Source organism: Mesorhizobium sp. P2_C7 (assembly GCF_056404515.1).
Map to the genome: position 1 here is coordinate 252,973 of NZ_JBFUDW010000005.1, position 26,552 is coordinate 279,524.

29 protein-coding genes are annotated in these 26,552 nt (G+C 64.1%); 16 read left to right on the forward strand and 13 right to left on the reverse strand.

Annotation, left to right across the window (positions count from 1 at the left end; genetic code table 11):
- Nucleotides 1–22 precede the first annotated feature (22 nt).
- The 3 genes from msrA (at nt 23) to AC1D2G_RS13090 (ending at nt 2,469) form a co-directional block, all read left to right on the forward strand.
- Nucleotides 23–685: a peptide-methionine (S)-S-oxide reductase MsrA gene (gene msrA / locus AC1D2G_RS13080; RefSeq protein WP_477414389.1), complete on the forward strand. Its 663-nt coding sequence runs from the start codon at nt 23–25 to the stop codon at nt 683–685.
- Between the two features lie 212 nt (nt 686–897).
- Complete coding sequence (locus tag AC1D2G_RS13085) at nt 898–1,887, forward strand: BMP family lipoprotein (RefSeq protein WP_477397685.1); 990 nt, start codon at nt 898–900, stop codon at nt 1,885–1,887.
- 120 nt (nt 1,888–2,007) lie between these two features.
- A complete protein-coding gene (locus tag AC1D2G_RS13090; RefSeq protein WP_477414391.1) occupies nt 2,008–2,469 on the forward strand; it encodes a GNAT family N-acetyltransferase in 462 nt (153 codons plus the stop codon).
- Here AC1D2G_RS13090 and AC1D2G_RS13095 read toward each other — a convergent pair.
- Nucleotides 2,464–2,862 (reverse strand): hypothetical protein, encoded by a 399-nt coding sequence (locus AC1D2G_RS13095; protein ID WP_477414393.1) that lies wholly within the window; start codon nt 2,860–2,862, stop codon nt 2,464–2,466. The two genes, AC1D2G_RS13090 and AC1D2G_RS13095, sit on opposite strands and share 6 nt — an antisense overlap.
- 23 nt (nt 2,863–2,885) lie before the next feature.
- On the reverse strand, nt 2,886–3,092 hold the full coding sequence (locus AC1D2G_RS13100; RefSeq protein ID WP_477414583.1) for a SlyX family protein: 207 nt from the start codon (nt 3,090–3,092) through the stop codon (nt 2,886–2,888).
- Nucleotides 3,093–3,333: 241 nt separating this feature from the next.
- Here AC1D2G_RS13100 and AC1D2G_RS13105 point away from each other — a divergent pair, with 241 nt between their 5' ends.
- The 6 genes from AC1D2G_RS13105 to deoA all read left to right on the forward strand — a co-directional run bounded on the left by AC1D2G_RS13105 (nt 3,334) and on the right by deoA (nt 9,606).
- Entirely contained in the window at nt 3,334–4,866 is a 1,533-nt protein-coding gene (locus AC1D2G_RS13105) for an ABC transporter ATP-binding protein (protein ID WP_477414395.1), read from the forward strand.
- Nucleotides 4,863–6,002 carry an ABC transporter permease gene (locus tag AC1D2G_RS13110; protein ID WP_477414397.1) on the forward strand — a complete coding sequence of 380 codons (1,140 nt, stop codon included), beginning with the start codon at nt 4,863–4,865 and terminating at the stop codon, nt 6,000–6,002. Before AC1D2G_RS13105 ends, AC1D2G_RS13110 begins: the two co-directional genes overlap by 4 nt.
- 1 nt (nt 6,003) lies before the next feature.
- Nucleotides 6,004–6,975 (forward strand): ABC transporter permease, encoded by a 972-nt coding sequence (locus AC1D2G_RS13115; protein WP_095084677.1) that lies wholly within the window; start codon nt 6,004–6,006, stop codon nt 6,973–6,975.
- A 63-nt stretch (nt 6,976–7,038) separates the two neighbouring features.
- Nucleotides 7,039–7,431, forward strand: a complete 393-nt coding sequence (cdd, locus tag AC1D2G_RS13120) for a cytidine deaminase (RefSeq protein ID WP_477227933.1) — start codon at nt 7,039–7,041, stop codon at nt 7,429–7,431.
- 46 nt (nt 7,432–7,477) lie between these two features.
- Entirely contained in the window at nt 7,478–8,287 is an 810-nt protein-coding gene (locus AC1D2G_RS13125; RefSeq protein WP_477414399.1) for a purine-nucleoside phosphorylase, read from the forward strand.
- Entirely contained in the window at nt 8,287–9,606 is a 1,320-nt protein-coding gene (gene deoA / locus AC1D2G_RS13130; protein ID WP_477414401.1) for a thymidine phosphorylase, read from the forward strand. The genes AC1D2G_RS13125 and deoA overlap by 1 nt, the downstream gene beginning before the upstream one ends.
- A 24-nt stretch (nt 9,607–9,630) precedes the next feature.
- Here the strand turns inward: deoA and AC1D2G_RS13135 are convergent, their stop codons facing one another.
- From AC1D2G_RS13135 to AC1D2G_RS13145, 3 genes are all read right to left on the reverse strand, one after another.
- Complete coding sequence (locus AC1D2G_RS13135) at nt 9,631–10,194, reverse strand: TIGR02281 family clan AA aspartic protease (protein WP_477414402.1); 564 nt, start codon at nt 10,192–10,194, stop codon at nt 9,631–9,633.
- Nucleotides 10,195–10,313: 119 nt separating this feature from the next.
- A complete protein-coding gene (upp, locus tag AC1D2G_RS13140; protein WP_477414404.1) occupies nt 10,314–10,943 on the reverse strand; it encodes a uracil phosphoribosyltransferase in 630 nt (209 codons plus the stop codon).
- Between the two features lie 147 nt (nt 10,944–11,090).
- Nucleotides 11,091–12,065, reverse strand: coding sequence for an adenosine deaminase (locus AC1D2G_RS13145; protein ID WP_477414406.1), 975 nt, complete (start codon nt 12,063–12,065; stop codon nt 11,091–11,093).
- Nucleotides 12,066–12,199: 134 nt separating this feature from the next.
- Here AC1D2G_RS13145 and ubiE point away from each other — a divergent pair, with 134 nt between their 5' ends.
- From ubiE to coaBC, 3 genes are all read left to right on the forward strand, one after another.
- Entirely contained in the window at nt 12,200–12,976 is a 777-nt protein-coding gene (ubiE, locus tag AC1D2G_RS13150) for a bifunctional demethylmenaquinone methyltransferase/2-methoxy-6-polyprenyl-1,4-benzoquinol methylase UbiE (RefSeq protein WP_111548752.1), read from the forward strand.
- 70 nt (nt 12,977–13,046) lie between these two features.
- Nucleotides 13,047–14,621 carry a 2-polyprenylphenol 6-hydroxylase gene (ubiB, locus tag AC1D2G_RS13155; protein WP_477414408.1) on the forward strand — a complete coding sequence of 525 codons (1,575 nt, stop codon included), beginning with the start codon at nt 13,047–13,049 and terminating at the stop codon, nt 14,619–14,621.
- A 92-nt stretch (nt 14,622–14,713) separates the two neighbouring features.
- Nucleotides 14,714–16,183 carry a bifunctional phosphopantothenoylcysteine decarboxylase/phosphopantothenate--cysteine ligase CoaBC gene (coaBC, locus tag AC1D2G_RS13160; protein WP_477414410.1) on the forward strand — a complete coding sequence of 490 codons (1,470 nt, stop codon included), beginning with the start codon at nt 14,714–14,716 and terminating at the stop codon, nt 16,181–16,183.
- Between the two features lie 59 nt (nt 16,184–16,242).
- Here the strand turns inward: coaBC and AC1D2G_RS13165 are convergent, their stop codons facing one another.
- Nucleotides 16,243–16,809, reverse strand: coding sequence for an invasion associated locus B family protein (locus tag AC1D2G_RS13165; protein WP_477414412.1), 567 nt, complete (start codon nt 16,807–16,809; stop codon nt 16,243–16,245).
- Between the two features lie 315 nt (nt 16,810–17,124).
- Here AC1D2G_RS13165 and AC1D2G_RS13170 point away from each other — a divergent pair, with 315 nt between their 5' ends.
- Together AC1D2G_RS13170 and AC1D2G_RS13175 are read left to right on the forward strand one after the other, a co-directional pair.
- A complete protein-coding gene (locus tag AC1D2G_RS13170; protein ID WP_477285709.1) occupies nt 17,125–17,433 on the forward strand; it encodes a hypothetical protein in 309 nt (102 codons plus the stop codon).
- 126 nt (nt 17,434–17,559) lie between these two features.
- Nucleotides 17,560–18,036 carry an NUDIX hydrolase gene (locus AC1D2G_RS13175; RefSeq protein WP_457150937.1) on the forward strand — a complete coding sequence of 159 codons (477 nt, stop codon included), beginning with the start codon at nt 17,560–17,562 and terminating at the stop codon, nt 18,034–18,036.
- A gap of 9 nt (nt 18,037–18,045) precedes the next feature.
- On the opposite strand, the gene AC1D2G_RS13180 is transcribed toward AC1D2G_RS13175, so the two are convergent.
- The 5 genes from AC1D2G_RS13180 to AC1D2G_RS13200 form a co-directional block, all read right to left on the reverse strand.
- Nucleotides 18,046–18,894 carry a citryl-CoA lyase gene (locus AC1D2G_RS13180; RefSeq protein ID WP_477414414.1) on the reverse strand — a complete coding sequence of 283 codons (849 nt, stop codon included), beginning with the start codon at nt 18,892–18,894 and terminating at the stop codon, nt 18,046–18,048.
- Complete coding sequence (locus AC1D2G_RS13185; protein ID WP_477414416.1) at nt 18,891–20,075, reverse strand: CaiB/BaiF CoA transferase family protein; 1,185 nt, start codon at nt 20,073–20,075, stop codon at nt 18,891–18,893. The genes AC1D2G_RS13180 and AC1D2G_RS13185 overlap by 4 nt, the downstream gene beginning before the upstream one ends.
- 15 nt (nt 20,076–20,090) lie before the next feature.
- The gene (locus AC1D2G_RS13190) at nt 20,091–21,614 is read right to left on the reverse strand and encodes a tripartite tricarboxylate transporter permease (protein WP_477414418.1); all 1,524 of its coding nucleotides are present in this window, start codon (nt 21,612–21,614) and stop codon (nt 20,091–20,093) included.
- A gap of 4 nt (nt 21,615–21,618) precedes the next feature.
- Nucleotides 21,619–22,155, reverse strand: coding sequence for a tripartite tricarboxylate transporter TctB family protein (locus tag AC1D2G_RS13195; RefSeq protein ID WP_284283708.1), 537 nt, complete (start codon nt 22,153–22,155; stop codon nt 21,619–21,621).
- A gap of 136 nt (nt 22,156–22,291) precedes the next feature.
- Nucleotides 22,292–23,269, reverse strand: a complete 978-nt coding sequence (locus AC1D2G_RS13200; protein WP_457150941.1) for a Bug family tripartite tricarboxylate transporter substrate binding protein — start codon at nt 23,267–23,269, stop codon at nt 22,292–22,294.
- Nucleotides 23,270–23,557: 288 nt separating this feature from the next.
- On the opposite strand from AC1D2G_RS13200, the gene AC1D2G_RS13205 reads away from it, so the two are divergent.
- On the forward strand, nt 23,558–24,328 hold the full coding sequence (locus tag AC1D2G_RS13205) for an IclR family transcriptional regulator (protein ID WP_477414420.1): 771 nt from the start codon (nt 23,558–23,560) through the stop codon (nt 24,326–24,328).
- A 155-nt stretch (nt 24,329–24,483) separates the two neighbouring features.
- On the opposite strand, the gene AC1D2G_RS13210 is transcribed toward AC1D2G_RS13205, so the two are convergent.
- The gene (locus AC1D2G_RS13210) at nt 24,484–25,023 is read right to left on the reverse strand and encodes a GNAT family N-acetyltransferase (RefSeq protein WP_477414422.1); all 540 of its coding nucleotides are present in this window, start codon (nt 25,021–25,023) and stop codon (nt 24,484–24,486) included.
- Nucleotides 25,024–25,285: 262 nt separating this feature from the next.
- On the opposite strand from AC1D2G_RS13210, the gene AC1D2G_RS13215 reads away from it, so the two are divergent.
- Entirely contained in the window at nt 25,286–25,741 is a 456-nt protein-coding gene (locus AC1D2G_RS13215) for a DUF2214 family protein (protein WP_477414424.1), read from the forward strand.
- Here AC1D2G_RS13215 and nth read toward each other — a convergent pair.
- Entirely contained in the window at nt 25,735–26,541 is an 807-nt protein-coding gene (gene nth / locus AC1D2G_RS13220) for an endonuclease III (protein WP_477414426.1), read from the reverse strand. The genes AC1D2G_RS13215 and nth overlap by 7 nt on opposite strands.
- Between the last annotated feature and the right edge of the window lie 11 nt (nt 26,542–26,552).

Below are 26,552 nucleotides of genomic sequence, written 5' to 3' on the forward strand. Positions count from 1 at the left end.
ACCCGGAAAAGAAAGACCGCGCATGTTCTTTCTCAGCGACATGCTGAACAAGAAGCTCAATCTGCCGAAGCCGTCCGAGGCGTTGCCGGGCCGCGCCCGGGCGATCCCGACGACTTCCAGGCATCAGGTCCTGAAAAAACCGCTCAAGGGTCCCTATCCCGAAGGCTTCGAGACGGCGCTGTTCGGGCTCGGCAGTTTCTGGGGCGCGGAGCGGCTGTTTTGGGAGCTCGAAGGCGTCTGGGTCACCGCGGTCGGCTATGCCGGCGGAATCACGCCCAATCCGACCCATCAGGAAACCTGCACCGGCCTTACCGGCCATGCCGAAGTGGTGCTGGTCGTCCATAACCCCAAAATCGTCTCTTATGCCGCGCTTCTGAAGCTGTTCTGGGAAAGCCACGACCCGACGCAAGGCATGCGCCAGGGCAATGATGTCGGCACCACCTACCGCTCCGCGATCTACACATTCGGGGATGCGCAATTGCGGGCCGCGAGCGCCTCGCGCGATGCCTATGAAACCGCTTTGCGCGCGGCCGGCCATGGCAGAATCACCACAGAGATCGCGCCGGCACCTGAATTCTACTTCGCCGAAGGCGACCACCAGCAATACCTGGCGAAGAACCCTTACGGCACCTGCAACCTCAAGGGCACCGGCATCCCTTGCATCCCGGCTGCCATCTCCGCCTGAGGCCTTTGGCGCAAGGATCGAGCTGCGGTGCGGCTTGCCCGCGCCATGCTTTTCCAAAAGGTCAAAATTCCGCGTGAATTTTGTTTCGGGCCGTGCCAGATTGCCGCCGAGCGGGAGGGGAATACACTCCTGGCTGATGTCGTATGCCTGCCGAAGAACCGGGCCGGCATGCGGCGCGTAACGGAAAAAATAACCGACAGGGTGTGGATCACATGAAACGTATCGTTCTCGGCCTCCTGGCCGCAACCGCAATGGTTCTTCCGGCTTTCGCCGCGGATGTCCAGCCGGCCATCCTCTATGATCTCGGCGGCAAGTTCGACAAATCCTTCAATGAGGCTGCCTTTCATGGCGCCGAGAAATTCAAGACCGAAACCGGCGTCGCCTATGTCGAGTTCGAGGTGTCCAACGCCTCGCAGCGCGAGCAGGCGCTGCGCCGCTTCGCCGAGGACGGCCGCAACCCGATCGTCATGGCCGGCTTCGCCTGGGAGGATGCGCTGAAGAAGGTCGCGACCGAATATCCTGACCTCAACTTCGCCATCATCGACGATGCCGTCGATCTGCCCAATGTCCGCTCGCTGGTATTCAAGGAGAATGAAGGCTCCTATCTCGTCGGCATCATGGCGGCGATGGCTTCGAAGTCGAAGAAGGTCTCCTTCATCGGCGGCATGGACATTCCGCTGATCCGCAAGTTCGAATGCGGCTATGTCGGCGGCGCCAAGTCGGCCGGCGCGACGGACGTCATCCAGAACATGACCGGCGACACGCCGGCTGCCTGGAACGACCCGGCCAAGGGCGGCGAGATCGCCAAGACGCAGATCGACCAGGGCTCCGACGTGGTCTATGCCGCGGCCGGTGGCACCGGCGTCGGCGTGCTGCAGGCGGCAGCGGATGCCGGCAAGCTCGGCATCGGTGTCGATTCCAACCAGAACGGCCTGCAGCCCGGCAAGGTGCTGACCTCGATGCTGAAGCGCGTCGACGTTGCCGTCTACACTGCCTTCCTGGACGGCAAGAACGGCACCTTCAAGGGTGGCGTCGAGAATCTCGGCCTCAAGGAAGGCGGCGTCGACTACGCCATGGACGACAACAACAAGGCGCTTGTAACCGACGAGATGAAGGCGGCGGTCGAAAAGGCCAAGGCCGACATCATCGCCGGCAAGCTCGAAGTGCACGACTACACCGCTGACAACGCCTGCCCGTATTGATCGGCACGGACCTACAGCCATTATCTGCAAAACCGCCGGGCGCAAGCCCGGCGGTTTTTGCCTTTTCCGGATCGAACAAGCGTTCGCCCGATGCGGCAGTGCCAACATTCCAGGACAGCAATGCAGCCGACAATCGAACCCATGCAGGAGTGCGATGTAACAGCGGTCGCACAATTGCGCCTTGCCGCCTTTTTCAAGGGGACGGGAAGGACCATTGAAGAGGATGCGGCAGGGCTTCGCGAACTGCTCGCCGGTGACGGCTTCGAGGCCGCTTTCGTGGTCCGGATCGGCGACGTGCCGGTCGGGACATGCCTGCTGGTTCGCCGCGAACTCGAGCCCGCGCATGATCTGACGCCATGGTTGGCCGGGCTGGTCGTCGATAGCCGCCATCGAGGCCAAGGCATCGCCACCGCACTGGTCAGGGCAACCGAAGCCCACGCAGCGTCGCTGGGCGTCGAGACGCTCCATCTCTACGCATGGGATGCGCGTGATTTCTACGCAACCCTTGGCTGGAATACGGTGGAGATCTTCGGCCAGGATGACGAAACGATGGCGCTGATATCGCGCCAACTTCGCCTATAGCTTGCCCGCCAGGTAGCCCAGCGCGAAGGCCACGATCAGCCCGACCGCAACGGCAAATCCGCGCCGGCCACCGAGCGCGTGCAGGCCGATGCCGTGCGGCGCCTGCGACAGGCTTCGGATCACCGTCGGTGATTTGGCATCGCTGCCGCCCAGACCGAAGGTGCGCATCTGCGGCAGGTCGGCAATGCGCTGCGTGATCTGGTTCCAACGCTCTTCGCCTTCAACCGGTTTGGCCCGGTCGAAGACATGCATGCGTTCGGCAAGTTGCACGACCGCGTCCCGGAAGGCAGCGTCGATCTCCAGGTCGCGCTCGGCCCGTTCGCGTTCCGCATCGTTCATCAGGCCGAGCACATAGTCGCCGGCGCGCGCAACGCGATCGCTTTCACTGGCCATGACTTCCCCCCTCCCCTTCTTCCTCACCAGTGCGGCGGCTTGGTTACCGGCACGTCCGGCGCCGCCTGCTCCTCCAGCGCCAGGAAGCGGTCGGTCAGCGCATCGAGCTTGCGCTGCATGCGCTCGATCACCTTCCACTGCTCGGCGATCTGGTCGGACAGTTCTTCGATGGTCTTCTCCTGTTCGGCGGCGCGGATCTCCAGCGTCGTCAGCCGGTCGGCGGGCATGATCATTCAAAGTCCCCAGTCTGGCAGCATAATGCCTCGCAGCGCAGTGCATGGCGACGCCTTGCGCCGCGATGTCAATTTCACCTTTGCCATAGTAGCGAATGTGAAGGCCCCGGCCACGTTGGAAATTGACAAGCACACCGGGATTTGTCGAGAGTGACCAATGCTCCGCCAATTGGCACGGGCGGAGTGTCATGCTAGGCGTTTTGACCAAGCGATAAAAAATAAGAGTGGGACAGGCTGCATGGCGCAAGCCGCAATCGAGTTGATTGGCATCAACAAGAGTTTTGGCGCCGTGCGCGCCAACCGCGACATCAATCTGGAGATCGCACGCGGCACCATCCATGGCATTGTCGGCGAGAACGGCGCCGGCAAGTCGACGCTGATGTCGATCCTCTATGGGTTCTACCAGGCCGACAGCGGCGAGATCCGCGTCGGCGGCCAGCCGGCCTCGATCAAGACACCCAATGACGCCATCGCGCTCGGCATCGGCATGGTGCATCAGCATTTCATGCTGGTCGACAATTTCTCCGTGCTGGAAAACATCATTCTGGGCGCCGAGAGCGACGCGCTGCTGAAGCGGAGCATCGCCAAGGCGCGCTCCGAACTCGAGCGTCTCGAACGCGAATACGGGCTGGAGGTCGATCCCGATGCGATCATCGAGGAACTGCCTGTCGGCCTGCAGCAGCGTGTGGAGATCCTGAAAGCGCTCTATCGCGGCGCCGAGATTCTGATCCTCGACGAGCCGACGGGCGTGCTGACCCCGGCCGAGGCCGACCATCTGTTCCGCATCCTCGGGCAGCTGAAGGAACAGGGCAAGACGGTGGTGCTGATCACCCACAAATTGCGCGAGATCATGGCCATCACCGACACGGTGTCGGTCATGCGCCAGGGTACGATGGTGGCGACGCGCGAGACCAAGAAGACCACCGTCGAGGAACTGGCCGAGCTGATGGTCGGGCGGCGCGTCCTGCTCAGGGTCGAAAAGGGCGAGGCGGATGCCGGCGCCGTCAAGCTCGCGGTCAAGAACCTGACGGTAAAGGATACGCGCGGCGTCACCATGGTCGACGACATCTCCTTCGACATTCGCGCCGGAGAGATCGTTGGCATCGCCGGCGTCGCCGGCAACGGGCAATCGGAACTGCTCGAGGCGATTTCCGGCATCCGGCACGCCGTTTCCGGCTCGGTCATGCTCGACGGCAAGCCGATCGACCTGACGGGTGCCGCCGATCCGGGCGAATTGCGCGACCGCGGCCTCGCCCACGTGCCGGAGGACCGCCATCACGTCGGGCTGGTGCTGGCATTCGAGGAGAACGAGAATTCCATCCTCGGCTATCACGACGACCCTCGGTATTTGAAAGGGCCGTTCCTCAACATCGATGCCATCCGCAACGATGCCAAGGACAAGATCGCCAAATACGACATCCGGCCGGCCGACTGCCGGCTGAAGACCGCCAACTTCTCCGGCGGCAACCAGCAGAAGATCGTGCTGGCGCGGGAAATGGAACAGGACCCGGGTGTTCTCATCGTCGGTCAGCCGACACGCGGCGTCGATGTCGGCGCCATCGAATTCATCCACAAGCGCCTGATCGCCATGCGCGACCAGGGCAAGGCGGTGCTGGTGGTCTCGGTCGAACTGGACGAGATCCGTTCGCTCTCCGACCGCATCCTGGTGATGTTTGCCGGCCGCATCGTCGGCGAGCGCGGCCCAGAAGCGACCGAAGGCGAACTCGGCCTGCTGATGGCTGGTGTCGAGCATCAGGAGGCCGCCCAATGAGCACGCCTTACGCCAAATTGCCGGCCTGGGCCGACTACGGCCTGATCCCGCTGATCAATCTGTTCGTTGCCTTCGTCGTCGCCGGCTTCGTCGTGCTTCTGGTCGGCGAGAACCCGTTCCGTGCCGCCGTCATTCTGGTCGAAGGCGCCTTCGGCAAGGGCACAGGCATTGCCTTCACCCTCTTCTATGCCACCACGTTCATTTTTACCGGGCTTTCGGTGGCAGTGGCTGCGCATTGCGGCCTGTTCAACATCGGCACCGAGGGACAGGCCTACATCGCCGGCCTCGGTATCGCCGTCGTCTGTCTTTCCTTCGACAGCGTGCTGCCATGGTGGCTGACATTTCCGCTGGCCATCGTCGCTTCGTCGGTCGTGGGCGCGTTGTGGGCGCTTATCCCCGCCTACCTGCAGGCCAAGCGCGGCTCGCACATCGTCATCACCACCATCATGTTCAACTTCATCGCCGCTTCGATCATGGTTTACCTGCTGGTCGGCCCCTTGAAGCCGGCAGGGTCGCAAGCGCCGCAGACGCGCAACTTCCTCGCCGGCGCGGAACTGCCGAAGCTCAACTGGATCATCGAACTGTTCGGCGCCAAGATCCGCTCGGCACCGCTCAATGTTTGCTTCCTGCTGGCGCTGATCATGGCCTTCCTGGTCTGGCTGCTGATCTGGCGCACCAAGCTTGGCTACGAGATGCGCACCTACGGTCACAGCCCGAAGGCGGCACGCTATGCCGGTATTTCGGAAACCCGCATCATCATCACCGCCATGATGATCTCCGGCGCGCTGGCCGGCATGATGGCGCTTAACCCCGTGATGGGCGACCAGCACAATGTCGCGATCGACTTTGTCAGTGGCGCCGGTTTCGTCGGCATCGCCGTGGCGCTGATGGGCCGCCTGCACCCGGTCGGCATCGTGCTGGCGGCGATCCTGTTCGGCATGCTCTACCAGGGCGGCGCCGAGCTTGCCTTCGAGATGCCGGCGATCAGCCGCGACATGATCGTCATCATCCAGGGCCTAGTCATCCTGTTCGCCGGTGCGCTCGAGCACATGTTCAGGCCTTACATCCAGGCGCTGTTCGCCTCGTTCAGTCCGCGATCGGTCGGCATGGAAGCGGTCAAGGGGAAGGGTGCCTGAGATGGATGTGTTCAACGCAATCGTCCAGACATTGGACTCGACCATCCGCCTCTCGGTCCCGCTGCTGCTCGCTTGCCTTGCCGGGCTCTATTCGGAACGCGCCGGCATCTTCGACATCGGCCTCGAAGGCAAGATGCTGGTCGGGGCCTTCGCCGGTGCCGCGGCCGCTTCCGTGTTCCATTCGGCCTTTCTCGGCCTCGGCATGGCCATCCTGATCTCCGTCGCCTTTGCCATGGTCCACGGCTTTGCCTCGATCACCCACCGCGGCAACCAGATCGTCTCTGGCGTGGCGATCAATTTCATCGCCGCCGGATCGACCATCATCCTCGGCCAGGCGTGGTTCCAGCAAGGCGGGCGCACGCCGGCGTTGCAACCGGGCGAGCGCTTCGAGGCCATCACCTGGCCGGGTGCCGACGCCATCCACGACGTGCCGATCATCGGACCGATCTATGCCGAGCTTCTGTCGGGCCACTCGATCCTGGTCTATCTCGCTTTCCTGATGGTGCCGTTCACCTGGTGGGTGCTGTTTCGCACCCGCTTCGGCCTCAGGCTGCGCGCCGTCGGCGAGAACCCGGCCGCCGTCGACACCGCCGGTATCTCGGTCGCCTGGCTGCGCTACCGGGCGCTGATCTGCACCGGCGTGCTGACCGGCATCGCCGGTGCCTATCTGTCGATGGTGCAGAATGGCGGCTTCGTGAAGGACATGACCGCCGGCAAGGGCTACATCGCGCTTGCCGCGCTCATCTTCGCCAAGTGGAAGCCGGTCAACGCCATGTTCGCCTGCCTCTTGTTCGGCTTCCTCGATGCGGCGGCGATCCGCCTGCAAGGCTCGCCGCTGCCCATCATCGGCAAGGTACCGGTGCAGTTCATGCAGGCGCTGCCCTATATCCTCACGGTCATCCTGCTCGCTGGGTTCATCGGCAAGGCGATCCCGCCGCGCGCCGGCGGCGTGCCTTACGTGAAGGAACGCTGAGGTCGAAGCGCTGCCCGGCGTAGGCGCCGGGTTTTGGACACGATCGTCGGAGAGAACGAACCAATGTCGCATGATCTGTTCGAAGCGGCCAAAGCTGCCATGGCCAAGGCCTATGCGCCCTATTCGAAGTTCCCGGTCGGCGCCGCCTTGCGCACCGAGGACGGGCGCGTCTTTGCCGGCGCCAACATCGAAATTGCCTCCTATCCGGAAGGCTGGTGCGCCGAGACCACCGCGCTTGGCCACTACATCATGGGTGGCGGTGGCAAGATCGTGGAAATCGCCGTCCTTGCCGAGCGCATGGCGAAATGCTCGCCTTGCGGCGGCTGCCGCCAGCGGCTGGCCGAATTTTGCCGGCCGGAAACAAAACTCTATCTCTGCGACAATGCCGGCGTGGCCGAGACCGTGACCATGGGCGAGATGCTGCCCTACGGTTTCCGCGGCGACATTCTGAAATGAAGACCTGGTTGACCGAAGAACTGGCTGAAATGAAGAGTTGGCTGCGATGAAGGAAAAGGCGCTCGACCATCTCGTCGAAAGGCTCGACGGCCTGGCGCCGTCGGCCGCACTGGTGCTGGGTTCAGGCCTGGGCGGGCTGGTCGACCAGATCGAGGATCCGATCCGCATTTCCTACGCCGACCTGCCGGGCTTTCCCAGAAGTGGCGTCTCCGGCCATGCTGGCCAAGTGGTGGCGGGGCTGTTTGCCGGCGTGCCGGTGCTGATGCTGTCCGGCCGCGCCCATTACTACGAGCACGGCAACGCGGCCGCGATGCGGCCCGCGCTGGAAGTGCTTGCAGGTATCGGCATCACCAAGCTGATCCTCACTAATGCCGCCGGTTCGGTCGATCCCGACATGCCGCCGGGCTCGGTGATGCTGATATCGGACCACATCAATTTCTCGGGCACCAATCCGCTGATCGGCGAGCCCAGCGACAACCGCTTCGTCGGCCTGACCGAAGCCTATGATGCCGGCATCCGCAAGGCGATCGAACGGGCGGCGAAGGCAACCGGCACAGCACTTCACAAGGGCGTCTACATGTGGTTCTCAGGCCCGTGCTTCGAAACGCCCGCCGAAATCCGCATGGCGCGCATCATGGGCGCCAATGCGGTCGGCATGTCGACCGTGCCGGAGGTCATTCTTGCCCGCTTCCTCGGACTTCGGGTCGCCGCCTGCTCGGTCATCACCAATTTGGCGGCCGGCATGACCGGGGCCGAGCTCTCGCACCAGGAGACCAAGGACATGGCGCCGATCGGCGGCGCGCGGCTGGCAACGATCCTGCAGCGCGTGTTCCGCGACGGACTGCTGGAGACCTGATGCTTCCCCAGGAAATCATCCGACGCAAGCGCGATGGCCTGAAGCTGTCGGCGCAGGAGATCGCCGGCTTCGTCGAGGGCATCACCGAAGGGATCGTTTCGGACGGCCAGGTCGGCGCCTTCGCCATGGCGGTGTTCTTCAACGGCATGAGCCGCGACGAGGCGGTGGCACTGACGCTGGCGATGCGCGATTCCGGTGACGTGCTCGACTGGTCGGACCTGCCCGGCCCGGTGACCGACAAACATTCGACAGGCGGCGTCGGCGACAATGTCTCGCTGATGCTGGCGCCAATCGTCGCCGCCTGCGGCGCTTATGTGCCGATGATCTCCGGCCGTGGCCTTGGCCATACCGGCGGCACGCTGGACAAGATGGATGCGATCCCTGGCTATACCAGCGAGCCCGATATCGCGCTGTTTCGCAAGGCCGTGCTTGAAACCGGCTGCGCCATCATCGGCCAGACCGCGGACCTCGCGCCGGCAGATCGACGGCTCTACGCGATCCGGGATGTCACCGGCACGGTCGAATCGGTGCCGCTGATCACCGCTTCGATCCTGTCGAAGAAGCTGGCGGCCGGGCTGCAGTCGCTGGTGCTCGACGTCAAGGTCGGCAACGGTGCCTTCATGGAAAAGTCGCGGGACGCGACCGCGCTTGCCAACAGCCTTGTCGAGATCGCCAATGGTGCCGGCCTGAAGGCCTCGGCGTTGATCACCGGCATGAACGAGCCGCTGGCCTCGGCCGCCGGCAACGCGGTCGAGGTGCGCAACGCCGTCGACTTCCTGACAGGCCGTCTTCGTGATCGTCGGCTGGAGGACGTGACGCTGGCGCTCGCCGCCGAGATGCTGCAATCGGCGGGACTGGTGTCGTCGAACCAGGATGGCATGCGGCGCGCCACTGAGACGCTTGCCAGCGGCCGCGCCGCCGCCACTTTTACGCGCATGGTCGCCGCGCTCGGCGGTCCCGCCGATTTCATCGAGAAACCGGAAAAATACTTGGCTGTGGCGGCGACCGAGTTTGCCGTCAAGGCGACCGAAGACGGCTTCGTCACCGGCATAACGACCCGCGATATCGGGCTCGCCGTGGTTGGCCTGGGAGGCGGACGCACGCGGCCGGACGACAAGGTCGATCACGCGGTCGGCATCACCAGGCTGCTGCCGGTCGGCGCGGAGGTTCGGGCTGGCGAGCCGCTGGCGCTGATCCATGCCCGCTCGTTGGCCGATGCCGAGGCGGCCGCCGCCGCCGTGATTTCGGCCTATGCGATTGGCGCTTCGAAGCCGGCCGCCGACAAGTCGGTCATCCGGCGGATTCTTCCACGCGGCTGATTGCGAATTCTTCCGCGCGGCAGATTATTGAACGAGCAGCAGCGTCCCATTCTCGGCCTGGAATTTGCCAAGCCGATTGAGGAAGCTCATGCCGATCAGATTGGTCTGCAGTGCCTTGTCGTCGAGCACGATGGTCTGGACGTCATTGACCGTGATGCTGCCGATCTGTAGCCGGTCGATCATCGCCACCGCAGCCTTGATCGAGCCGTTGGCGGTGCTGACCTCGTGGCTGAAGTCGGAAGGGTTCAGCGACAGGCCAATCCTGCGTGCCGTCGAGGTGTTGATGGCAACCAGCGTGGCGCCGGTGTCGATCATGCCGTCGACCTGACGTCCGTTGAGCTTGAAGGCCGATGAGAAATGTCCGCGCTCGTCAGCCGTAACGATGACCTTGCGGCCAAGCAGCAGCGGTGTGGCCGGCTTGCTGGGCACCGCTGCCAGATTGACGTCCGGTTGGGCTTCGACCGCGGCCTTGCCCGTCAACGGCGGTCTCAGCAGGTTTTCGATGATTTGCGGATTCGACTGATACACGATCGGTATCGATGCCGATGTGCCGGCGAAAACGCCAAGGATGAGAAGTTTGCGCAGCATGGATCGGCCTTCGTGACGGTCGATCCATAAGCCCGGATGGTGATTGCCGCTTTAACGCACGCCAAAACCGCGCCTTTGCGTAAACATTTGGTAAATCGTACCGGCAACTTTGCCTGGTACTACTTGGTCCCGTACATGCGGTCGCCGGCATCACCGAGGCCGGGCATGATGTATCCCTTCTCATTCAGCTGGCGGTCGATCGAAGCGGTGAAGACGGGAACATCCGGATGCGCCTTGGTGAAGCGCTCGATGCCTTCGGGCGCCGCCAGTAGGCAAAGGAAGCGGATGTTGGTGGCGCCACGCCCTTTCAGCTTGTCGATCGCCGCGATCGCCGAATTGGCGGTGGCCAGCATCGGATCGACGACGATCACCAGCCGGTCGGCGAGGTCGCTCGGCGCCTTGAAGAAATATTCGACCGCTTCCAGCGTCTCGTGGTCGCGGTAGAGGCCGATATGGGCGACGCGGGCCGCCGGCACCAAGTCGAGCAAGCCTTCGAGCAAGCCGTTGCCGGCACGCAGCACCGAGGCAAAAACCAGCTTCTTGCCCTCCAGCGTCGGCGCCTCCATCGTCTCGATCGGCGTTTCGATAGTCGTCGTCGTCAGTTCGAGGTTGCGGGTCACCTCATAGCCGAGCAGCAGCGAGATCTCGCGCAGCAGGCGCCGGAAGCCGGCCGTCGAGGTCTCCTTCTTGCGCATGATGGTCAGCTTGTGCTGGACAAGCGGATGGTCGACGACGGTGACGTCCTGCATGGTGTTCTCCTGATGCCTGCGCCCGAATGTGCGCGCATGGTCCCTTTCGGACGCGCCGCGCTTCAAGCTGCTTGAGTGAACCCTAGCGGCAATACGCCGGCCAAGGAACCGTTTGGCCAGCACCGACCACAGCTTTGTCGGTAGAAATCAGCGCGAGGCGCCGTTGAGGCGGGCAAGAAGCGCGGTCTTGGTCTTTCGGTCGACGAAAGCGGCCTCGATGGCCGTTCTGGTGACGGTGGTCAGCGCTTTTTCGGTCATCGAGAAATGCTCGGCGGCTATATCGTATTCGCGCTTCAGCGAGGTCCAGAAATAGGGTGGGTCGTCGGAATTGAGCGTCACCTTGCAGCCGGCCGCCTGCAGGGCCGGAAAGGGATGGTCGGCAAAACTGTCGAACACCTTGAGCGCGATGTTGGAGCCGGGGCAGCACTCCAGCACGATGCCCTCATCGGCAATGCGCCGGACAAGGTCCGGGTTTTCGATGGCGCGCACGCCATGGCCGATGCGGGAGGGACGGATGTGATCGAGCGCCGCCTTGACGGTCTCCCAGCCTGTCAGTTCGCCGGCATGGATGGTAATGCCGAGCCCGGCCTCGCGTGCGATCTCGAAGGCCCTGACATAGTCCTCCATGTCGCCGATGCGCTCGTCGCCGGCGACGCCGAAGCCGGTGACCAGCGGATGCCCGCAGCGCGCCGCGAAGCGTGCCGCCTGCTCGATCGACTCGACGCCGACATGGCGTACGCCGGTGACGATCATTCGGCCCTCGATGCCGGTCTTGGCCTTGGCGCGGGCCATGCCTTCGCCAAGCGCGTCGGTATAGGCCTTGGGCGACAGCCCGGCCTTCGTGGCGTGGTCGGGCGAAGTGAACACCTCGGAATAGATGGCGCCGTCGCGGGCGAGGCTGGTCAGATAATGGTCGGCCAGACGCGCATAATCCTCCTCCGTCCGGAACAGATCGGCGGAGAAATCGTAGGCCGCGAGGAAGGATGTGAAATCATGCCAGACGAATGAACCGTTCTGGATATAGGGCGAGGTATCCTTGCCGTATTTCTGCGCCTGGCGGATGACGAGTTCAGGCGCCGCTGCCCCTTCAATGTGGCAGTGCAATTCCGCTTTCAAAGGCATTCAATCATCCCGTCGGTCAGTCCAAGTCTTGAAAATCCAACACCTGGAAGCGCGGCTGAACACCGCGCCTTAAACAATAGCGCCCGCACCATCGATCGGCTATGGTCCCGCCGGTTTTATGACGGATCAAAAAAATGTCAGTTGAGAGAACCACGGCCGCGGGCGGCATGGAAACCTCCTATGGTTTCAAGCGTGTAGGGGCTGGCGACAAGCAGTCCCTGGTCAACGATGTTTTCCACAAGGTTGCCAACCGCTACGACCTGATGAACGATCTGATGTCGGCCGGCCTGCACCGGCTGTGGAAGGATGCCATGGTCACCTGGCTCAATCCTCCCAAAAGAATGGGCTGGCGCGTGCTCGACGTTGCCGGTGGCACCGGTGACATCGCCTTCCGCATCGTCGATGCGAGCCACGGCAATGCCCATGCCACCGTGCTCGACATCAATGGCTCCATGCTCGCCGTCGGCCGCGATCGAGCCGAGAAGAAAGGCCTGTCCGGCAACACCGACTTCGTCGAGGCCAATGCCGAGGAACTGCCCTTTGCGGACGCGACATTCGACGCCTACACCATCGCTTTCGGCATTCGCAACGTGCCGCGCATCGATGTCGCACTCAGTGAAGCGTTCCGCGTGCTGAAGCCGGGCGGCCGGTTCCTCTGCCTCGAATTTTCCGAAGTCGAGATGCCGCTGCTCGACAAGGCCTATGAAGCCTGGTCGTTCAACGCCATTCCGAAGATCGGCAAGATGGTCACCGGCGACGGCGAGCCCTATTCCTATCTGGTCGAGTCGATTGCCAGGTTTCCCAACCAGCAGAATTTCGCGACGATGATCTCCCGCGCCGGCTTCGATCGCGTCTCCTTCCGCAACTATTCCGGTGGCATTGCGGCACTTCATTCGGGCTGGAAGCTTTGAGGCTGGACCGGATTTCTCCCAGTCGACGTGCGCCATGCCGGTTCGAAGAACCGGTAGGACGGGCACGGCCATGAGCACCGTCAGCGCTGGGTTTCGGCTCGTACGGGCGGGCTGGGTATTGGTGCGCGAAGGCGTCGTCGCCGCCTTGCCGGGCGAGGAACTGTCCGGCCTGCCGAAGTTCGGCTGGCGGCTGGCGCGGCTGTTCACCCGCCGCCGCGCGCTGGCCTACGAGCGCAGCGACCGGCTGGCGAAGGCAGTCGTCCGGCTCGGGCCGTCCTATGTCAAGCTCGGCCAGTTCCTGGCGACACGCCCAGACGTCGTCGGCAACGACATGGCGCTCGATCTCGCCATGTTGCAGGACAAGATGCACACCTTCCCGAGAGCCGAGGCGATCGCCGCTGTCGAGGCTTCGCTCGGGCGCAAGGTCGGCGATCTCTACGCGCAATTCGGCGACCCGGTCGCAGCCGCTTCCATTGCCCAGGTCCACGCTGCCGAAACCATCCATGGGGGCGCTGCAACCAAGGTCGCTGTAAAGGTCATCCGGCCGGGCGTGCGCCGCCACTTCTTCCAGGATCTCGAAAGCTATTTCCTCGCCGCCCACTTGCAGGAGAAGTACATCCCGTCGTCGCGCCGGCTACGGCCGGTCGAAGTCACCGAGACGTTGGCGCAGACCACCAGGATCGAGATGGACCTCCGCCTCGAGGCGGCCGCGCTTTCGGAACTCGGCGAAAACACCAAGGATGATCCCGGTTTTCGCGTGCCATCCGTCGACTGGGAGCGCACCGGCCGCGACGTGCTGACCATGGAGTGGGTCGACGGCGTCAAGATGAACGACATTGCCGGCCTTGCCGCTGCCGGTCACGACCTGAAGACAATCGCCGCCAACCTCATCCAGTCGTTCCTGCGCCACACACTGCGCGACGGCTTCTTCCACGCCGACATGCATCCGGGCAATCTGTTTGTCGAAGCAAACGGCACCATCGTCGCCGTCGATCTCGGCATTGCCGGCAGGCTCGGCAAGAAGGAGCGCCGCTTCCTCGCCGAAATCCTCTACGGCTTCATCACCCGCGACTACCTGCGTGTCGCCGAAGTGCATTTCGAAGCCGGCTACGTGCCGCGCCAGCACAATGTCGCCGCCTTTGCGCAAGCGATCCGGGCGATCGGCGAACCGATCCACGGCCAGCCGGCAGAGACCATTTCGATGGCCAAGCTTTTGACGCTGCTGTTCGAAGTGACCGAACTCTTCGACATGGCGACGCGGCCGGAACTGATCCTGCTGCAGAAGACCATGGTGGTGGTCGAGGGCGTGGCGCGCACGCTCGACCCGGCCTTCAACATGTGGAAGACGGCCGAGCCGGTGGTTAGCGGCTGGATCGCCGGCAATCTCGGCCCGCGTGGCATGATGGTCGATGCACGCGACGGCGCCAAGGCGCTGCTGACTCTGGCCCGCCAGGCGCCCGAGCTTGCCGCGCGCACCGATCGGCTGTCACGTGAGATCGACCTGATGGCCGAGCACGGCCTGCGCTTCGACGAGACCACCGCCCGCGCCATCGGCAAGGCCGAGGCGCGTTACAGCCGCTCCGGCCGCCTGGCGCTGTGGGTGATCGCACTGACGCTGGTCTACATTGCCTGGAAGCTCATATAGCGCCCAGTCACATCCGGGCTGAGCTCGCAACTTGCGGCGATCTGATTGCATTGCTATCATTGCATTCAGAAACTGCGGCAGAGTGCAATCATATGGCCAGCATTACGATCCGCAATCTGGACGATGAGGTCAAGGACCTGCTGCGCCGATTGGCAGCGGAGAACGACCGCTCCATGGAAGAGCAGGCGCGGGTGATGATCCGGGCCGCCGTTGACGGACAGATCGGTCCTGTGGGCCGCATCGACCAGATCGAGAAAACCCTCCGCCAGCTGACCAGTTCGCACGGCGCAACGACTCCCGCTGCCGCACCGGCAGGCAAAGCCTTGCCGCGTGGGCTCTCCGGCAAACGCATCCTGCTCATCATCGGCGGCGGCATCGCGGCCTACAAAGCGCTCGATCTCATTCGCCGGTTGCGCGAGCGAGGCGCCGCGGTGCGGGTGGTCATGACATCAGCCGGGCAGGAATTCGTCACCACGCTGTCGGTGGGCGCGCTCTCCGCCGACCATGTCTTCACCGAACTGTTCGACCGCAATGACGAGCACGATGTCGGCCATATCAGGCTGTCGCGCGAGGCCGACCTCTTGGTGGTGGCGCCCGCCACCGCCGACCTGATGGCCAAGCTTGCCAACGGCCATGCCAACGATCTTGCCTCGACGGTGCTGATCGCCACCGACAAGCCGGTGTTGATGGCGCCAGCCATGAACCCAAGAATGTGGGCGCATCCGGCGACACGCCGCAACCGCGCGACGTTACAGAAGGATGGCGTCGTTTTTGTCGGTCCGGCCAGGGGCGAGATGGCCGAAAGCAATGAGGCGGGCGAAGGCCGCATGGCCGAGCCGCTGGAGATTGTCGCCGCCATCGAGGCGCTGCTCGATGTCAGCCCCAAGCCGCTGTTGGGACGCAGGATCATCGTCACCTCTGGCCCGACGCATGAGCCGATCGACCCGGTGCGCTATATCGCCAACCGTTCGTCCGGCAAGCAGGGCCACGCCATTGCGGCGGCACTGGCCAGGCTCGGCGCCGATGTCCGCCTCGTCTCTGGTCCGGTCAACATCGCCGATCCCGCCGGGGTTAGGACCATCCACATCGAACGGGCCCAAGAGATGCGCGATGCGGTGGAGCAGCTTCTGCCAGCGGACGCCGCGGTGTTCGTCGCCGCCGTTGCCGACTGGCGTAGCGAGAACTCGGCCGGTGAGAAGATCAAGAAGGTCGCCGGCGAAGGACCGCCGGTTCTGCGCATGGTCGAGAATCCCGACATTCTCGCCGGGGTTGGCCATCACAGCCAGCGACCCGGCCTTGTGGTCGGCTTCGCCGCCGAAACACAGGATCTCTTGCGCAACGCCGAGGCCAAGCTTCGCAAGAAGGGCGCCGATTTCATCGTGGCCAACGACGTGTCGCACGAAAGCGGCATCGGTCCTTCGGGCGTGATGGGCGGTGATCGCAATCGGGTGCGGATCGTGTCCAGGGCCGGCGTCGAGGAATGGCCCGAGATGAGCAAGGACGAGGTGGCGGCGCGGCTCGCCGCCCTTATCGCCGAACGGCTGAAGACGACCGTCGTTTGAGAGGGTGGCGCTGGAACGACGGCGCGCTTCAGGTCATTCGGCTCTGCGTGACCCTGCGGTCAATTGGACAAAAGCTCCGCGGTTCGGGCAAGGGCGCCGGCAAAACCATTGAGCGGAATGGAAAAGGTGACCGCCTGTCCGGTGTCTGCCGCGAAGGCATCGATCTTGAGGGTGGTGCCTGACTTCAGCAGCGGAGTGAGGGTCGCATCGAACGCCACCGGCACCAGGCAGCCGACGACCTGGCAGGTGTTGAATGGCAGGCTGCCATCCAGCTTCTGGTCGTCGATGCTCAGGCTGACGCCCTTGGCCAGCGCCAGGCCGAACGGCAGGGCGAGCGTACCGGCGGCATCCTCGCCGGTTTTGCTCGACAGCTCGATCGCCAGCAGGCGCTGGTTGTTTTGCTTGTTGAATTGCTGATGCGACAGGCTGCAGGTCTTGGTCGCGCCTGATATCTGGCAATTGACCGTCCAGTCGCCATGGGTCTCGGACAACGCCGACGCGCCACCGGGCAGTTGCGGCGCATCGGCGGCCGGCGCCGCCGCGGTCTTGGTTTGCGCCGCCATGGCCGGCACACCGACGACGCAGGCTAGACCCAGCATTGCCACGAAATACGCGTACTTCCTCATCAGGACTCCTCCCGCCCGGCTCCGCCTGGGGCCAGCTGGATGCTGACCTTGAGAGACGCGCCGATGGAGGCGCCGTCATAGCTGACGGCCGGCGCCATTGACGCCACTCAGCTCACGACGGGCGCCGACCGATAGAGCGGCGAATCGACGACCTCCGTCAAGTGCAATGCGGGGTTGTCAGGCAGATTCTCCGCCGCCGTGAGGTGGCCTTCGCCGGTCGACAAACCGATATTGTTTCGATCAGGCCCAAGATATGGCACAGCCGCACAGACGCCCTATATTAAGGCCATGAGTTCTTCACGCGGGAATGAGCGGATGTCGGCGTTTCGACCATCGATGGTTTTCACATCGGCAATGCTGGCGACGGCAGTGCTGGCCGGCGCTTGCCTGCCGGCTTCCGCGCAAGCCGTCAATTCCCTCAACGGCAACAACGCGCTGATCCGGCAGAACGACCTGCAAATCCTGCAGAACCGGGTGCAGCGGCAGCTCTACCAGCAGCAACAGCAGCAGTATCGTGCCCAGGACCGACAGATCGTCCAGCAGCCGCAGCCGGTGGTGCCACAATACAGGCCAAGCTGTACGACGCAGATAATCGGCGTCACCGCCTTGAGCAATTGCCGCTGACAAGCCGGCGGTTTTCATTTATTAGCCGACTTATGTGTTCGGAGTGTCTTTCGGCACACGAGAAAGTTTTGGTTTTGCAACGACGCCTTGTCGCGCTATGCGGCATTGCATCGACTGGATTCACGAATGATAGCCACCAAGAAGAAGGCCGTACGCAAGGCAAAGAAGGGCGAGAGCATCCGTCAGGTGGCGGCGATTCCGTTTCGGCTGAACGCGCGTGGCGATGTCGAGGTGATGCTGGTCACCTCGCGAACCACAAGACGCTTCATCGTCCCCAAGGGCTGGCCGATGAAGGGCAAGAGCGGACGCAAGGCGGCCACCATCGAAGCGCGAGAGGAAGCCGGCGTGCTCGGCAAGACGCTGAAGGAGCCGGCGGGCACCTACTCCTACTGGAAACGGCTGGCCAACCGCTTCGTCCGCGTCGACGTCATCGTCTATCTGCTGGAGGTCACCGAGGAACTGGCCGACTGGCAGGAAGCCAAACGGCGGCAGCGGGCCTGGTTGCCGGCAGCTGATGCGGCCACGCTCATCGACGAGCCGGACCTTTCGACCCTGGTGGCGAACTTGATGATTGCCAAGCCCGAGCCACTCGACCTCGCCTGAGGCTGGACTTCACTTGCTCGTGTCGCCCGCTTCTGGAAAGGGGCGCACCGGCGCGCCGGTATAGACCCACAACCATTCGCGCGGCAGCGGTCCTTTGTTTCGCTCGACTTGCTGTGACTGTTCCCAGGCATGCGCCAGGATGCCGACCGAGCGCGACAGCACGAAAAGCCCGCGCGTCAGCGGCGGCGGAAAGCCGAGTTCGCCATAGATGACGGCGGTGGCGCCATCGATGTTGAGCGGTATCTTTTTCCCTTTGCGCCGGGCGACTCCCGCCTCGATCGCCTCGGCGATGTCGGCGAAGCGTCCATTGACGACGCCACGCGCGGCAAACGCGCGGGTCAGCTCGAACAGGCGCGGTGCGCGCGGGTCGACCGGATGGAAACGGTGGCCGAGCCCTGGCACATAACCCTTCTCCTCGGCGAAGAACCGGTCGAGCCGCGTCGAGACGGCTTGATTCAGCGTCATGCCACCGTCGAGCGCGACAGCGATGTCACCGTAGAAGGTCAACGCCTGTTCGCCGGCACCGCCATGCACGTCGCCGAGCACGTTGATGGCCGAGGCCATGGCGCTGTTGATGCCGACGCCGCAGGTTGCAGCCATGCGCGCAATCGCGATCGACGGCGCTTGCGGCCCATGGTCGACGGCGGCGCCCAGCGCAATGCCGAGCAGCGCCGCCTGGTCCTCGCTGGGCAACTCGCCACGCAACATCAGCCAGATCATCGCCGGGAAGCTGACGCGGCCGATCAGGTCCTGGATCTCATAGCCGCGAAGCCGGATGACACCGGGCCGCATCTCGATGATATCGGTCTTCCACCATTCCTCGCCGCGCTCACGGCCCGTCTTCTTCTCGGTGCTCATGCCCGTGCCTTTGCCTTGGCGCGCGGCGGCAGATCGGCGAAAACCTCGTCCATATGCTCGCCCAGCGCCGGTGGCGGCTTCGTCGGCAGGGGTGCCGCGCCATCGACCATGAAGCCGCCGCGCAGAACCGTTAGCGGCCTGTCCATACCCGGCACGCCCTCGAAATTCGCGGTCACCTGGCGTTCGAGCACTTGCGGCTCGGCCAGCACTTGCGGGATCGTCAGCACCCTGCCCGCGGGCACGCCGGCGCGATTGAGCGTCTCTTCCCAGACTGCCGCCGCCGCGCCCGCCAGGGCGTCCTCGATCTCGACCTTGAGCGCCGCACGGTTGCGCTTGCGCGTCTCGCGCTCGGCAAAGCGCGGATCCACCGCCAGCTCCGCCCGCCCGATCAGCCGGCACAGCGCCACGAACTGCTCCTGCTTGTTGGCAGCGATGTTGAGCAGTCCGTCGCCGGTGCGAAAGGCGCCGGACGGCGCCGCTGTCATGTTCTCATTGCCCATCGGCTGCGGATCGACCGCTGCCGTCAGGTAGTTGGAGACCGGCCAGCCGAGCGCCGAGAGCGTGCATTCGAGCATCGAGACGTCGAGAAAGGCGCCCTCGCCGCTTGTCTTCTGCCGGACCAGCGCCGAGGCGATAGCGAACGCGCCGACCAGCCCCCCAAGCGTGTCGGCGACCGGATAGCCGACCCGCAGCGGCGCCGTTTCCGGCGTGCCGGTGATGCTCATGATCCCCGACAGGCCCTGGATGATCTGGTCATAGGCGGGATTGTCACGCATCGGTCCGGTCTGGCCAAAACCGGATATCGCGCAATAGACAAGGCCGGGGCGGACCGCCTTGAGCGCCTCGTAGCCAAGGCCGAGCCGATCCATCACGCCGGGGCGGAAGTTCTCCACCAGCGCATCGGCGCTCGCGACCAGATCGAGGAAGCGTTCGCGATCGGCCGGCTTCTTGAGGTCCAGCACCACCGATCGTTTGCCGGCGTTCTGCGCCAGGAACGAGGCGCCCATGCCGGCGCTGTTGAGCGTTGGCGATCCGCCGAGCTGGCGTGCCAGGTCGCCGCCTTGCGGGACCTCGACCTTGATCACATCGGCCCCGAGCAGCGCCAGCTGATAGGCACAATAGGGGCCGGCCAGGACGTTGGTCAGGTCGAGGACGCGGATACCGGAAAGCAATTCGGTCATGACAGCTCAAATCGATCAGGCATCGCCCGGCACATGCTCCGGTCCGCGCCGCCGGCGGTGCTCGACATAGGCCCATATATGCGGCCCGACCAGGCCGATGAAGGCGAGCGTCAGCAGCGTCAGTGACAGCGGATGCTTGTAGAACACCGACCAGTCGCCATTCGAGATGGTCATCGCCCGGCGGAACTGGGTTTCGGCGAGTGGCCCCAGGATCATGCCGATGATGACCGGCGCGGTCGGGAAATCGAAGCGCCGCATCAGGAACCCGGCCGCCCCCAGCAAATAGAGGATGACGAGGTCGATAGGCGATTGCGAGATGCCATAGGTGCCGACCGTGGCGAACACCAGGATGCCGGCATAGAGCTGCGGCGCCGGGATCTTCAACAGCCGCACCCACAGCCCGATCAGCGGCAGGTTGAGGATGACGAGGATGACGTTGGCGATGAACAGGCTGGCGATCAGTCCCCAGACGAGGTCGCCCTGCGTCGTCAAAAGCAGCGGCCCCGGATTGATGCCATAGCTCTGGAACGCCGACAGCATGATCGCCGCCGTCGCCGAGGTCGGCAGGCCGAGCGTCAGCATCGGCACCAGCACGCCGGCCGCGGACGCATTGTTGGCGGCTTCGGGGCCGGCGACGCCTTCGATGGCGCCGACGGTACCGAATTCCCCCTTGTGGTTCGACAGCTTCTTTTCGATTGCGTAGGACAGGAAGGTCGGGATTTCGGCGCCGCCTGCCGGCATGGCGCCGATCGGAAAGCCGATCGCCGCACCGCGCAGCCAGGGTTTCCACGAACGCGCCCATTCGGCTGTTGTCATGTAGAGCGAGCCCCTCAGCGGCACGATCTCGTCCTTGCCGGCATAGCGGCGCGAAGCCATGTAGAGTGTCTCGCCGACGGCGAACAGGCCGACGGCGCAGATGATGACGTCGACGCCGTCAAGCAGTTCGGTCATGCCGAAGGTAAAGCGCGGCTGGCCGGTCTGCAGGTCGACGCCGATCATGCCGATGACGAAGCCGGCGAACAGGCTGGTGAGGCCGCGCACGGACGAGGAGCCGAGCACCGCCGAAACCGTGATGAAGGCCAACACCATCAGCGAGAAATATTCGGCCGGGCCGAAGGCGAGCGCGAATTTGACCACCACGGGCGCCAGGAAGGCGACGCCCAAGGTGCCGATGGTGCCCGCGACGAAGGAACCGATCGCCGAGGTGGCAAGTGCCGCCCCGCCGCGGCCGGACCGCGCCATCTTGTTGCCTTCCAGCGCGGTGACGATGGTGGCGCTTTCGCCAGGCGTGTTGAGCAGGATCGACGTTGTCGAGCCGCCATACATGGCGCCGTAATAGATGCCGGCGAACAGGATGAAAGAAGCCTCCGGCGCCACCTGGTAGGTGATCGGCAAAAGCAGGGCGATGGTCAGCGCCGGCCCGAGACCGGGCAGCACGCCGATGGCGGTGCCGAGCGTGGTGCCGAGCAGGCACCACAGAAGATTGACTGGGGTGAAGGCTACCGAGAAGCCGTGTGCGAGATGGCCGAGCGTTTCCATGGCGTCAGGCTCCAAACGTGCCGATGATCGCATCGATCACCGTGTTCAGCTGGTTCTCGATGAAGCCGGCGCCGATGTTGACGCCGAGCGCCCTGGCGAAGCCGAAATAGGCGGCCAGCGCCAGGATCAGGCCGAGCCCTACGTCACGCAGCGTGCGCTTGCTGCCGAAGCCGTAGCAGACCAGAACGAACATGATGACGGATGCCGCCGTGAAGCCCAGCGGCTGGATCAGCAGCAGATTGGCGACGAGGCCGATGACGACGAAACCCATCGCCTTCCAGTCGGTCGGCGTTTCCTTTTCCTCCTCCGGCTGCCAGCCGCCGCGAAGCGCAGCGAGGATGAGCAAGAGGGAAAGCACCACAAGACCGACCATGGTGAGGTAGGGAAAGACGGTCGGGCCGACCTTGGAGTAGAGCGGCGACACCGGGATCGCCAGCGTCTGCCAGGCTACAGCGCCGGCGCAGGCCAGAAGCCCGACGCCGATCAACAATTCCGGCACGGCAAGGCGCGACGGCGCCACCTGCTGGTCACTGCTGCTCATGATTGTCCTCCCCAAGAATACTGGCCAGGATAGCTGGCCAAGATGCCCGGCACCGCACGGCCGGTCCTCACCGCAGTGCCGGCTTTGCATTCCATGCGAGAAGGGGCGGCGAGCGCCGCCCCTTTTTTTGGGAAGATCAGGCGAGCCCGAGGTCTTTCAGGATGGCCTCGATGCGGGCCGTGTCCTCGGCCACGAATTTCGCATAATCGTCGCCGGTGAGCAGGATCTGCGTCCAGTTGCGGTTCTTGCACTCGGTCGCCCAGGCATCGCTCTTGGCCATGCTCTCGACCAGCGTGATCATCGCCGCCTTGTCGGCATCGGAAACTCCGGGAGGTGCGAAGACCCCGCGCCAGTTGAACAGCTCGACATCGATGCCGGCTTCCTTCAGCGTCGGCGCGTCGATGCCGTCCTGGCGCTTGTCGGCCGAGATGGCAAGCAGCCGCAGCGCGCCCGCCTTGACCTGCTCGGAGAACTCGCCGAAGCCGGAGATGCCGGCCGCCACCTGATTGCCGAGCAGCGCCGACAGTGCTTCGCCGCCGCCGGCGAACGGCACGTAGGACAGGTTTGTCGCCGGCACGCCGACGGTCTTGGCGATCAGCCCAAACAGGATGTGATCCGAACCGCCGGCCGAGCCGCCAGCGACAGGAACCTTTGTCGGATCGGCCTTGAGTGCGGCGACGAAATCAGCTGCCGTCTTGAACGGCGACTCCGCCGGCACCACCAAGGCCTCGAACTCGCCGGTAAGGCGCGCGATCGGCGTGACTTGCGTCAGATTGTTGGCAGCCTTGTTGGCGATGATCGCACCGACCATAACCATGCCGGCAACCATCAGCGAATTGCCTTTGCCGTTCCATTGGTTGATAAATTGCGGCAGCCCGACCGTGCCGCCGGCGCCGCCGACATTGGTGATCTGCGAACCGGAGATCAGCTTTTCGCTGCGCAGCACCTGATCCATCGTGCGCCCTGTCTGGTCCCAGCCGCCGCCAGGTGCCGCCGGCACGAAAATCTGGATCTGCGGCGCGCCTTCGGCGAAAGCGGGAGAGAGATGAAGTCCTGCAAAGCCGGCAGCGCCTGCCGCCGCCGTGCTCATTAAAAATCTGCGTCTGTTCAGCATGGGATTCCTCCAGATCACGACACCTCCTCCGGTGCCTGCCAAAACGCGCCTGAATCCAGACCCGTAATCGAGTTCAAGCAGATGTTACCGAGTTCTGTCAACGGGAACGATATTCTGCTAGACAGAACGCATCGGCAGCGCGACACATTGGCCCCGCTAAGCAGGTTCCGCAAAAGCGTCCCGCGGTTTTGCGACAAGAACCTGCGGCAAACAAAGAAACCTAAGCAGACGACGCGTTGGCGAAGCCAGTGGTGTCTGCTTAGGACCTTCTCAGAATTGGGAACCGCAATGGACTCATCAAGCAGATCGGCTGATCCAGACATCCGGCACGCGGCTACCGAAGGGGTTGCCGCGCTTGATCGGGCGATCGCCATCCTCGACGCCTTCACCACCGCCGACCGGTCGCTCAGCCTGGCCGAAATCGCGGCCCGTACCGGCCTCTACAAGAGCACCATCCTGCGGCTTGCGCATTCCCTGTTGCGCGGGCAGTTGCTCGAGCGCCTGGACGATGGCCGCTACCGTGTAGGACCCGCCACTTTCCGACTCGGCGCGCTCTATCAGCGTTCGGTGGTGGCGATCGACATCCTGTTGCCGATCATGCGCGACCTATCTGAGCGAAGCTGGGAGAGCGTTGCCTTCTATGTTCGTTCGGGCGACGTCCGCACCTGTCTCTACCGCGTCGAATCCAAGCACCCGATCCGCTACACGATACGCGAAGGCGACGTGCTGCCTCTGCTGGCTGGATCGGGTGGGCGCGTGCTTGCGGCGTTTTCCGGCCAGCAGGGCGAACCCTACGAGACCATCCGCAAGACCTGCAACTGTCTCGCCGTCGGCGACCGCGACCCAGAGACGGCGGGCGTGTCGGCGCCGGTGTTCGGTCCGGGCCGGGCCCTGCTCGGCGCCTTGACGCTGGCAGGCCCCAGCTCACGCGTCGACGCCGCGTTCCTTCAGCGCATGAAACGCCCGCTGCTCGAGGCGGCGGCGCGCGCCACCCGCGCCTTCGGCGAGGACGCCTCCATGCTCGAGCAGGCGAGCCTCGCCGCGGAGGCTGTGTCGTAGCGGGGTCGAAGGCGCTGCAGCCGGAGCTGCGTCAGTTCAATTTGACCAAAACCACAGGGCGGTTCTTGGCACGGCCCGCGTCGTCGCCATTGCTGGCGACAGGCGCACTGCCATCTTTGCTTGGCAGCGCGGGGATCTCCAGTCGATGACGCCGCTCAGGGCAGCCGCTCCAGCAGAATGGTCGGGGCGTCGTGGTAGGTGGTCCGCATCACTTCCCGGTAGCCGCACTTCGTCGCAACGTTCAGCGACGCGGCGTTTTCCGGATCGATGATGCAAACGGTCCTCGCGGACCCGAAAGTCTCTTCGCCCCATGCCAGGACGCGGCCAACCACCTCGGTGGCGAAGCCTGCGCCATGAATGGCCGGAGCGAGCGCCCAGCCGGCCTCGGGAATGCCCTCGATCGACGGCTGCATATCGCGCTTCAGGTCGTGGAACCCGGCCTCGCCGATGAAACGGCCCGTCGCCTTCTCCTCGATCGCCCAAAAACCGTAGCCGAGCAACGACCACAGGCCGGCATGACGCAGGAAGCGCATCCAGCTTTCTTCGCGCGTGCGCGGCTTGCCGCCGATGAAACGGGTGACCACGGGATCGGTCCACATCACGGCATAGGCGTCGAAATCTCCCAGCCGGTGTGCCCGCAGGATGGTTCGCTGCGTCTCGATCACAGGGGCGATGGTCGCTCGCGGATTGTTCATGGGATTGCCTCGCTTATCCACCCGGCGCGTAGCAAATTGCCCGGGCCAGACAAGGGCCAAGGCATGGCATGTCATCTTCCAGGCGAGAAAATCGCGCTAAGCCGCGCCACAAATACGACGGGCACCCATGCGGGCAACATGGTCTCAAGCTCCGCTATGGGAATTCGGCGCGACGATGCTATTTTCGCGACAGGCTGATTCAGCATCTGCAAGTGCAATCCTTTCAGGCACGGGCTTGTGCCGTCAAACCCAAGGAAAAAGCATGGACACCACCGATCTCGTGCTTGCCATCGTCCACCATCTGCTGGTGTTTTCGCTAGCAGGGATCATCGGCGCCGAATTCGTGCTGATCCGCGGCGACCTGGCCGCCGCCACGCTCAAGCGGCTCGCCGGCATCGACCGTCATTATGGGATCATCGCCGCGCTGATCATCATCGTCGGGATCGGCCGCGTCTTCTATGGCCTCAAGGGTTGGGAATTCTACGTCTACAACTGGGTGTTCTGGGCCAAGATGGCGGCGTTTGGCATCGTCGGCCTGCTGTCGATCATCCCGACCGTCCGCTTCATCTCCTGGAACAGGCAGGCAGGCGCCAATCCCTCGTTCCTGGTGCCGGCAGCCGAGCTTGCATCCGTCAAGACCTATGTCCGCGCCGAGGCGTTCATCTTCCTGCTGATCCCGGTCTTCGCCGCGGCGATGGCACGCGGCTACGGCTACTGATCGCCGGCGGCAACCGTTTCAAGCGGAGCGATCGGCACCAGCGGCGCCGGAATGCTGGTCGTCTTCTCCTGCGCCTTGCAGATGTCGGCAATGACGCAGGCCGGGCAATCAGGCTTGCGCGCCTTGCAGACATAGCGGCCATGCAGGATCAGCCAGTGATGCGCGTGGCGCAAGTATTCGTCCGGGATGATCTTCAACAGTCCCTGCTCGACCTGTTCCGGAGTCTTGCCGGGCGCCAGCCCGAGCCGGTTGCCGATGCGGAAGATGTGGGTGTCGACCGCCATCGTGTGCTGGCCGAAGGCCATGTTGAGCACGACATTGGCTGTCTTGCGCCCGACTCCCGGCAGCTTGACCAGTTGATCCCGGTCGTCAGGCACATCGCCGCCATGGTCGCGGATCAGCGCCTGCGACAGCGCCATCACGTTCTTGGCCTTGTTGCGCCACAGCCCGATGGTTCTGATATGGTCGCCAACCTTGGCTTCACCCAGCGCCAGCATCTTTTGCGGTGTATCGGCGGCCTTGAACAGCGCCCGCGTCGCCTTGTTGACGCCGGCATCGGTCGCCTGCGCCGACAGCACCACCGCCACCAGCAATGTGAAGGCGTTGACATGTTCGAGCTCGCCCTTCGGCTCAGGCCGCTGGACGGCAAAACGCCGGAAGATCTCGTGCACTTCGGCCGCGCTGTAGCGCGACGAACGCCGCACCGGCCGCGGACGCGGCTTGGCGTTCGACCCGTCGCGCCGGCCGGGCAACAGCTCATTTTTGGGCATGGATGATTCTTTGGACTTGGGGCTCGCCATTTCCTTCCTAT

Bases quoted from the DNA above. Each gene is read 5' to 3' on its own strand.
- AC1D2G_RS13110 (WP_477414397.1), top strand. From the start codon at position 4,863: ATGAGCACGCCTTACGCCAAATTGCCGGCCTGGGCCGACTACGGCCTG.
- cdd (WP_477227933.1), top strand. From the start codon at position 7,039: ATGTCGCATGATCTGTTCGAAGCGGCCAAAGCTGCCATGGCCAAGGCC.
- AC1D2G_RS13085 (WP_477397685.1), top strand. From the start codon at position 898: ATGAAACGTATCGTTCTCGGCCTCCTGGCCGCAACCGCAATGGTTCTT.
- AC1D2G_RS13200 (WP_457150941.1), bottom strand. From the start codon at position 23,269: ATGCTGAACAGACGCAGATTTTTAATGAGCACGGCGGCGGCAGGCGCT.
- nth (WP_477414426.1), bottom strand. From the start codon at position 26,541: ATGGCGAGCCCCAAGTCCAAAGAATCATCCATGCCCAAAAATGAGCTG.
- AC1D2G_RS13210 (WP_477414422.1), bottom strand. From the start codon at position 25,023: ATGAACAATCCGCGAGCGACCATCGCCCCTGTGATCGAGACGCAGCGA.
- AC1D2G_RS13125 (WP_477414399.1), top strand. From the start codon at position 7,478: ATGAAGGAAAAGGCGCTCGACCATCTCGTCGAAAGGCTCGACGGCCTG.
- coaBC (WP_477414410.1), top strand. From the start codon at position 14,714: ATGGCCAGCATTACGATCCGCAATCTGGACGATGAGGTCAAGGACCTG.
- AC1D2G_RS13105 (WP_477414395.1), top strand. From the start codon at position 3,334: ATGGCGCAAGCCGCAATCGAGTTGATTGGCATCAACAAGAGTTTTGGC.
- deoA (WP_477414401.1), top strand. From the start codon at position 8,287: ATGCTTCCCCAGGAAATCATCCGACGCAAGCGCGATGGCCTGAAGCTG.
- msrA (WP_477414389.1), top strand. From the start codon at position 23: ATGTTCTTTCTCAGCGACATGCTGAACAAGAAGCTCAATCTGCCGAAG.
- AC1D2G_RS13145 (WP_477414406.1), bottom strand. From the start codon at position 12,065: ATGCCTTTGAAAGCGGAATTGCACTGCCACATTGAAGGGGCAGCGGCG.
- AC1D2G_RS13095 (WP_477414393.1), bottom strand. From the start codon at position 2,862: ATGGCCAGTGAAAGCGATCGCGTTGCGCGCGCCGGCGACTATGTGCTC.
- AC1D2G_RS13115 (WP_095084677.1), top strand. From the start codon at position 6,004: ATGGATGTGTTCAACGCAATCGTCCAGACATTGGACTCGACCATCCGC.
- ubiB (WP_477414408.1), top strand. From the start codon at position 13,047: ATGAGCACCGTCAGCGCTGGGTTTCGGCTCGTACGGGCGGGCTGGGTA.
- AC1D2G_RS13205 (WP_477414420.1), top strand. From the start codon at position 23,558: ATGGACTCATCAAGCAGATCGGCTGATCCAGACATCCGGCACGCGGCT.
- AC1D2G_RS13190 (WP_477414418.1), bottom strand. From the start codon at position 21,614: ATGGAAACGCTCGGCCATCTCGCACACGGCTTCTCGGTAGCCTTCACC.
- AC1D2G_RS13175 (WP_457150937.1), top strand. From the start codon at position 17,560: ATGATAGCCACCAAGAAGAAGGCCGTACGCAAGGCAAAGAAGGGCGAG.
- AC1D2G_RS13180 (WP_477414414.1), bottom strand. From the start codon at position 18,894: ATGAGCACCGAGAAGAAGACGGGCCGTGAGCGCGGCGAGGAATGGTGG.
- AC1D2G_RS13135 (WP_477414402.1), bottom strand. From the start codon at position 10,194: ATGCTGCGCAAACTTCTCATCCTTGGCGTTTTCGCCGGCACATCGGCA.
- AC1D2G_RS13185 (WP_477414416.1), bottom strand. From the start codon at position 20,075: ATGACCGAATTGCTTTCCGGTATCCGCGTCCTCGACCTGACCAACGTC.
- AC1D2G_RS13165 (WP_477414412.1), bottom strand. From the start codon at position 16,809: ATGAGGAAGTACGCGTATTTCGTGGCAATGCTGGGTCTAGCCTGCGTC.
- ubiE (WP_111548752.1), top strand. From the start codon at position 12,200: ATGTCAGTTGAGAGAACCACGGCCGCGGGCGGCATGGAAACCTCCTAT.
- AC1D2G_RS13195 (WP_284283708.1), bottom strand. From the start codon at position 22,155: ATGAGCAGCAGTGACCAGCAGGTGGCGCCGTCGCGCCTTGCCGTGCCG.
- AC1D2G_RS13215 (WP_477414424.1), top strand. From the start codon at position 25,286: ATGGACACCACCGATCTCGTGCTTGCCATCGTCCACCATCTGCTGGTG.
- AC1D2G_RS13090 (WP_477414391.1), top strand. From the start codon at position 2,008: ATGCAGCCGACAATCGAACCCATGCAGGAGTGCGATGTAACAGCGGTC.
- AC1D2G_RS13170 (WP_477285709.1), top strand. From the start codon at position 17,125: ATGTCGGCGTTTCGACCATCGATGGTTTTCACATCGGCAATGCTGGCG.
- upp (WP_477414404.1), bottom strand. From the start codon at position 10,943: ATGCAGGACGTCACCGTCGTCGACCATCCGCTTGTCCAGCACAAGCTG.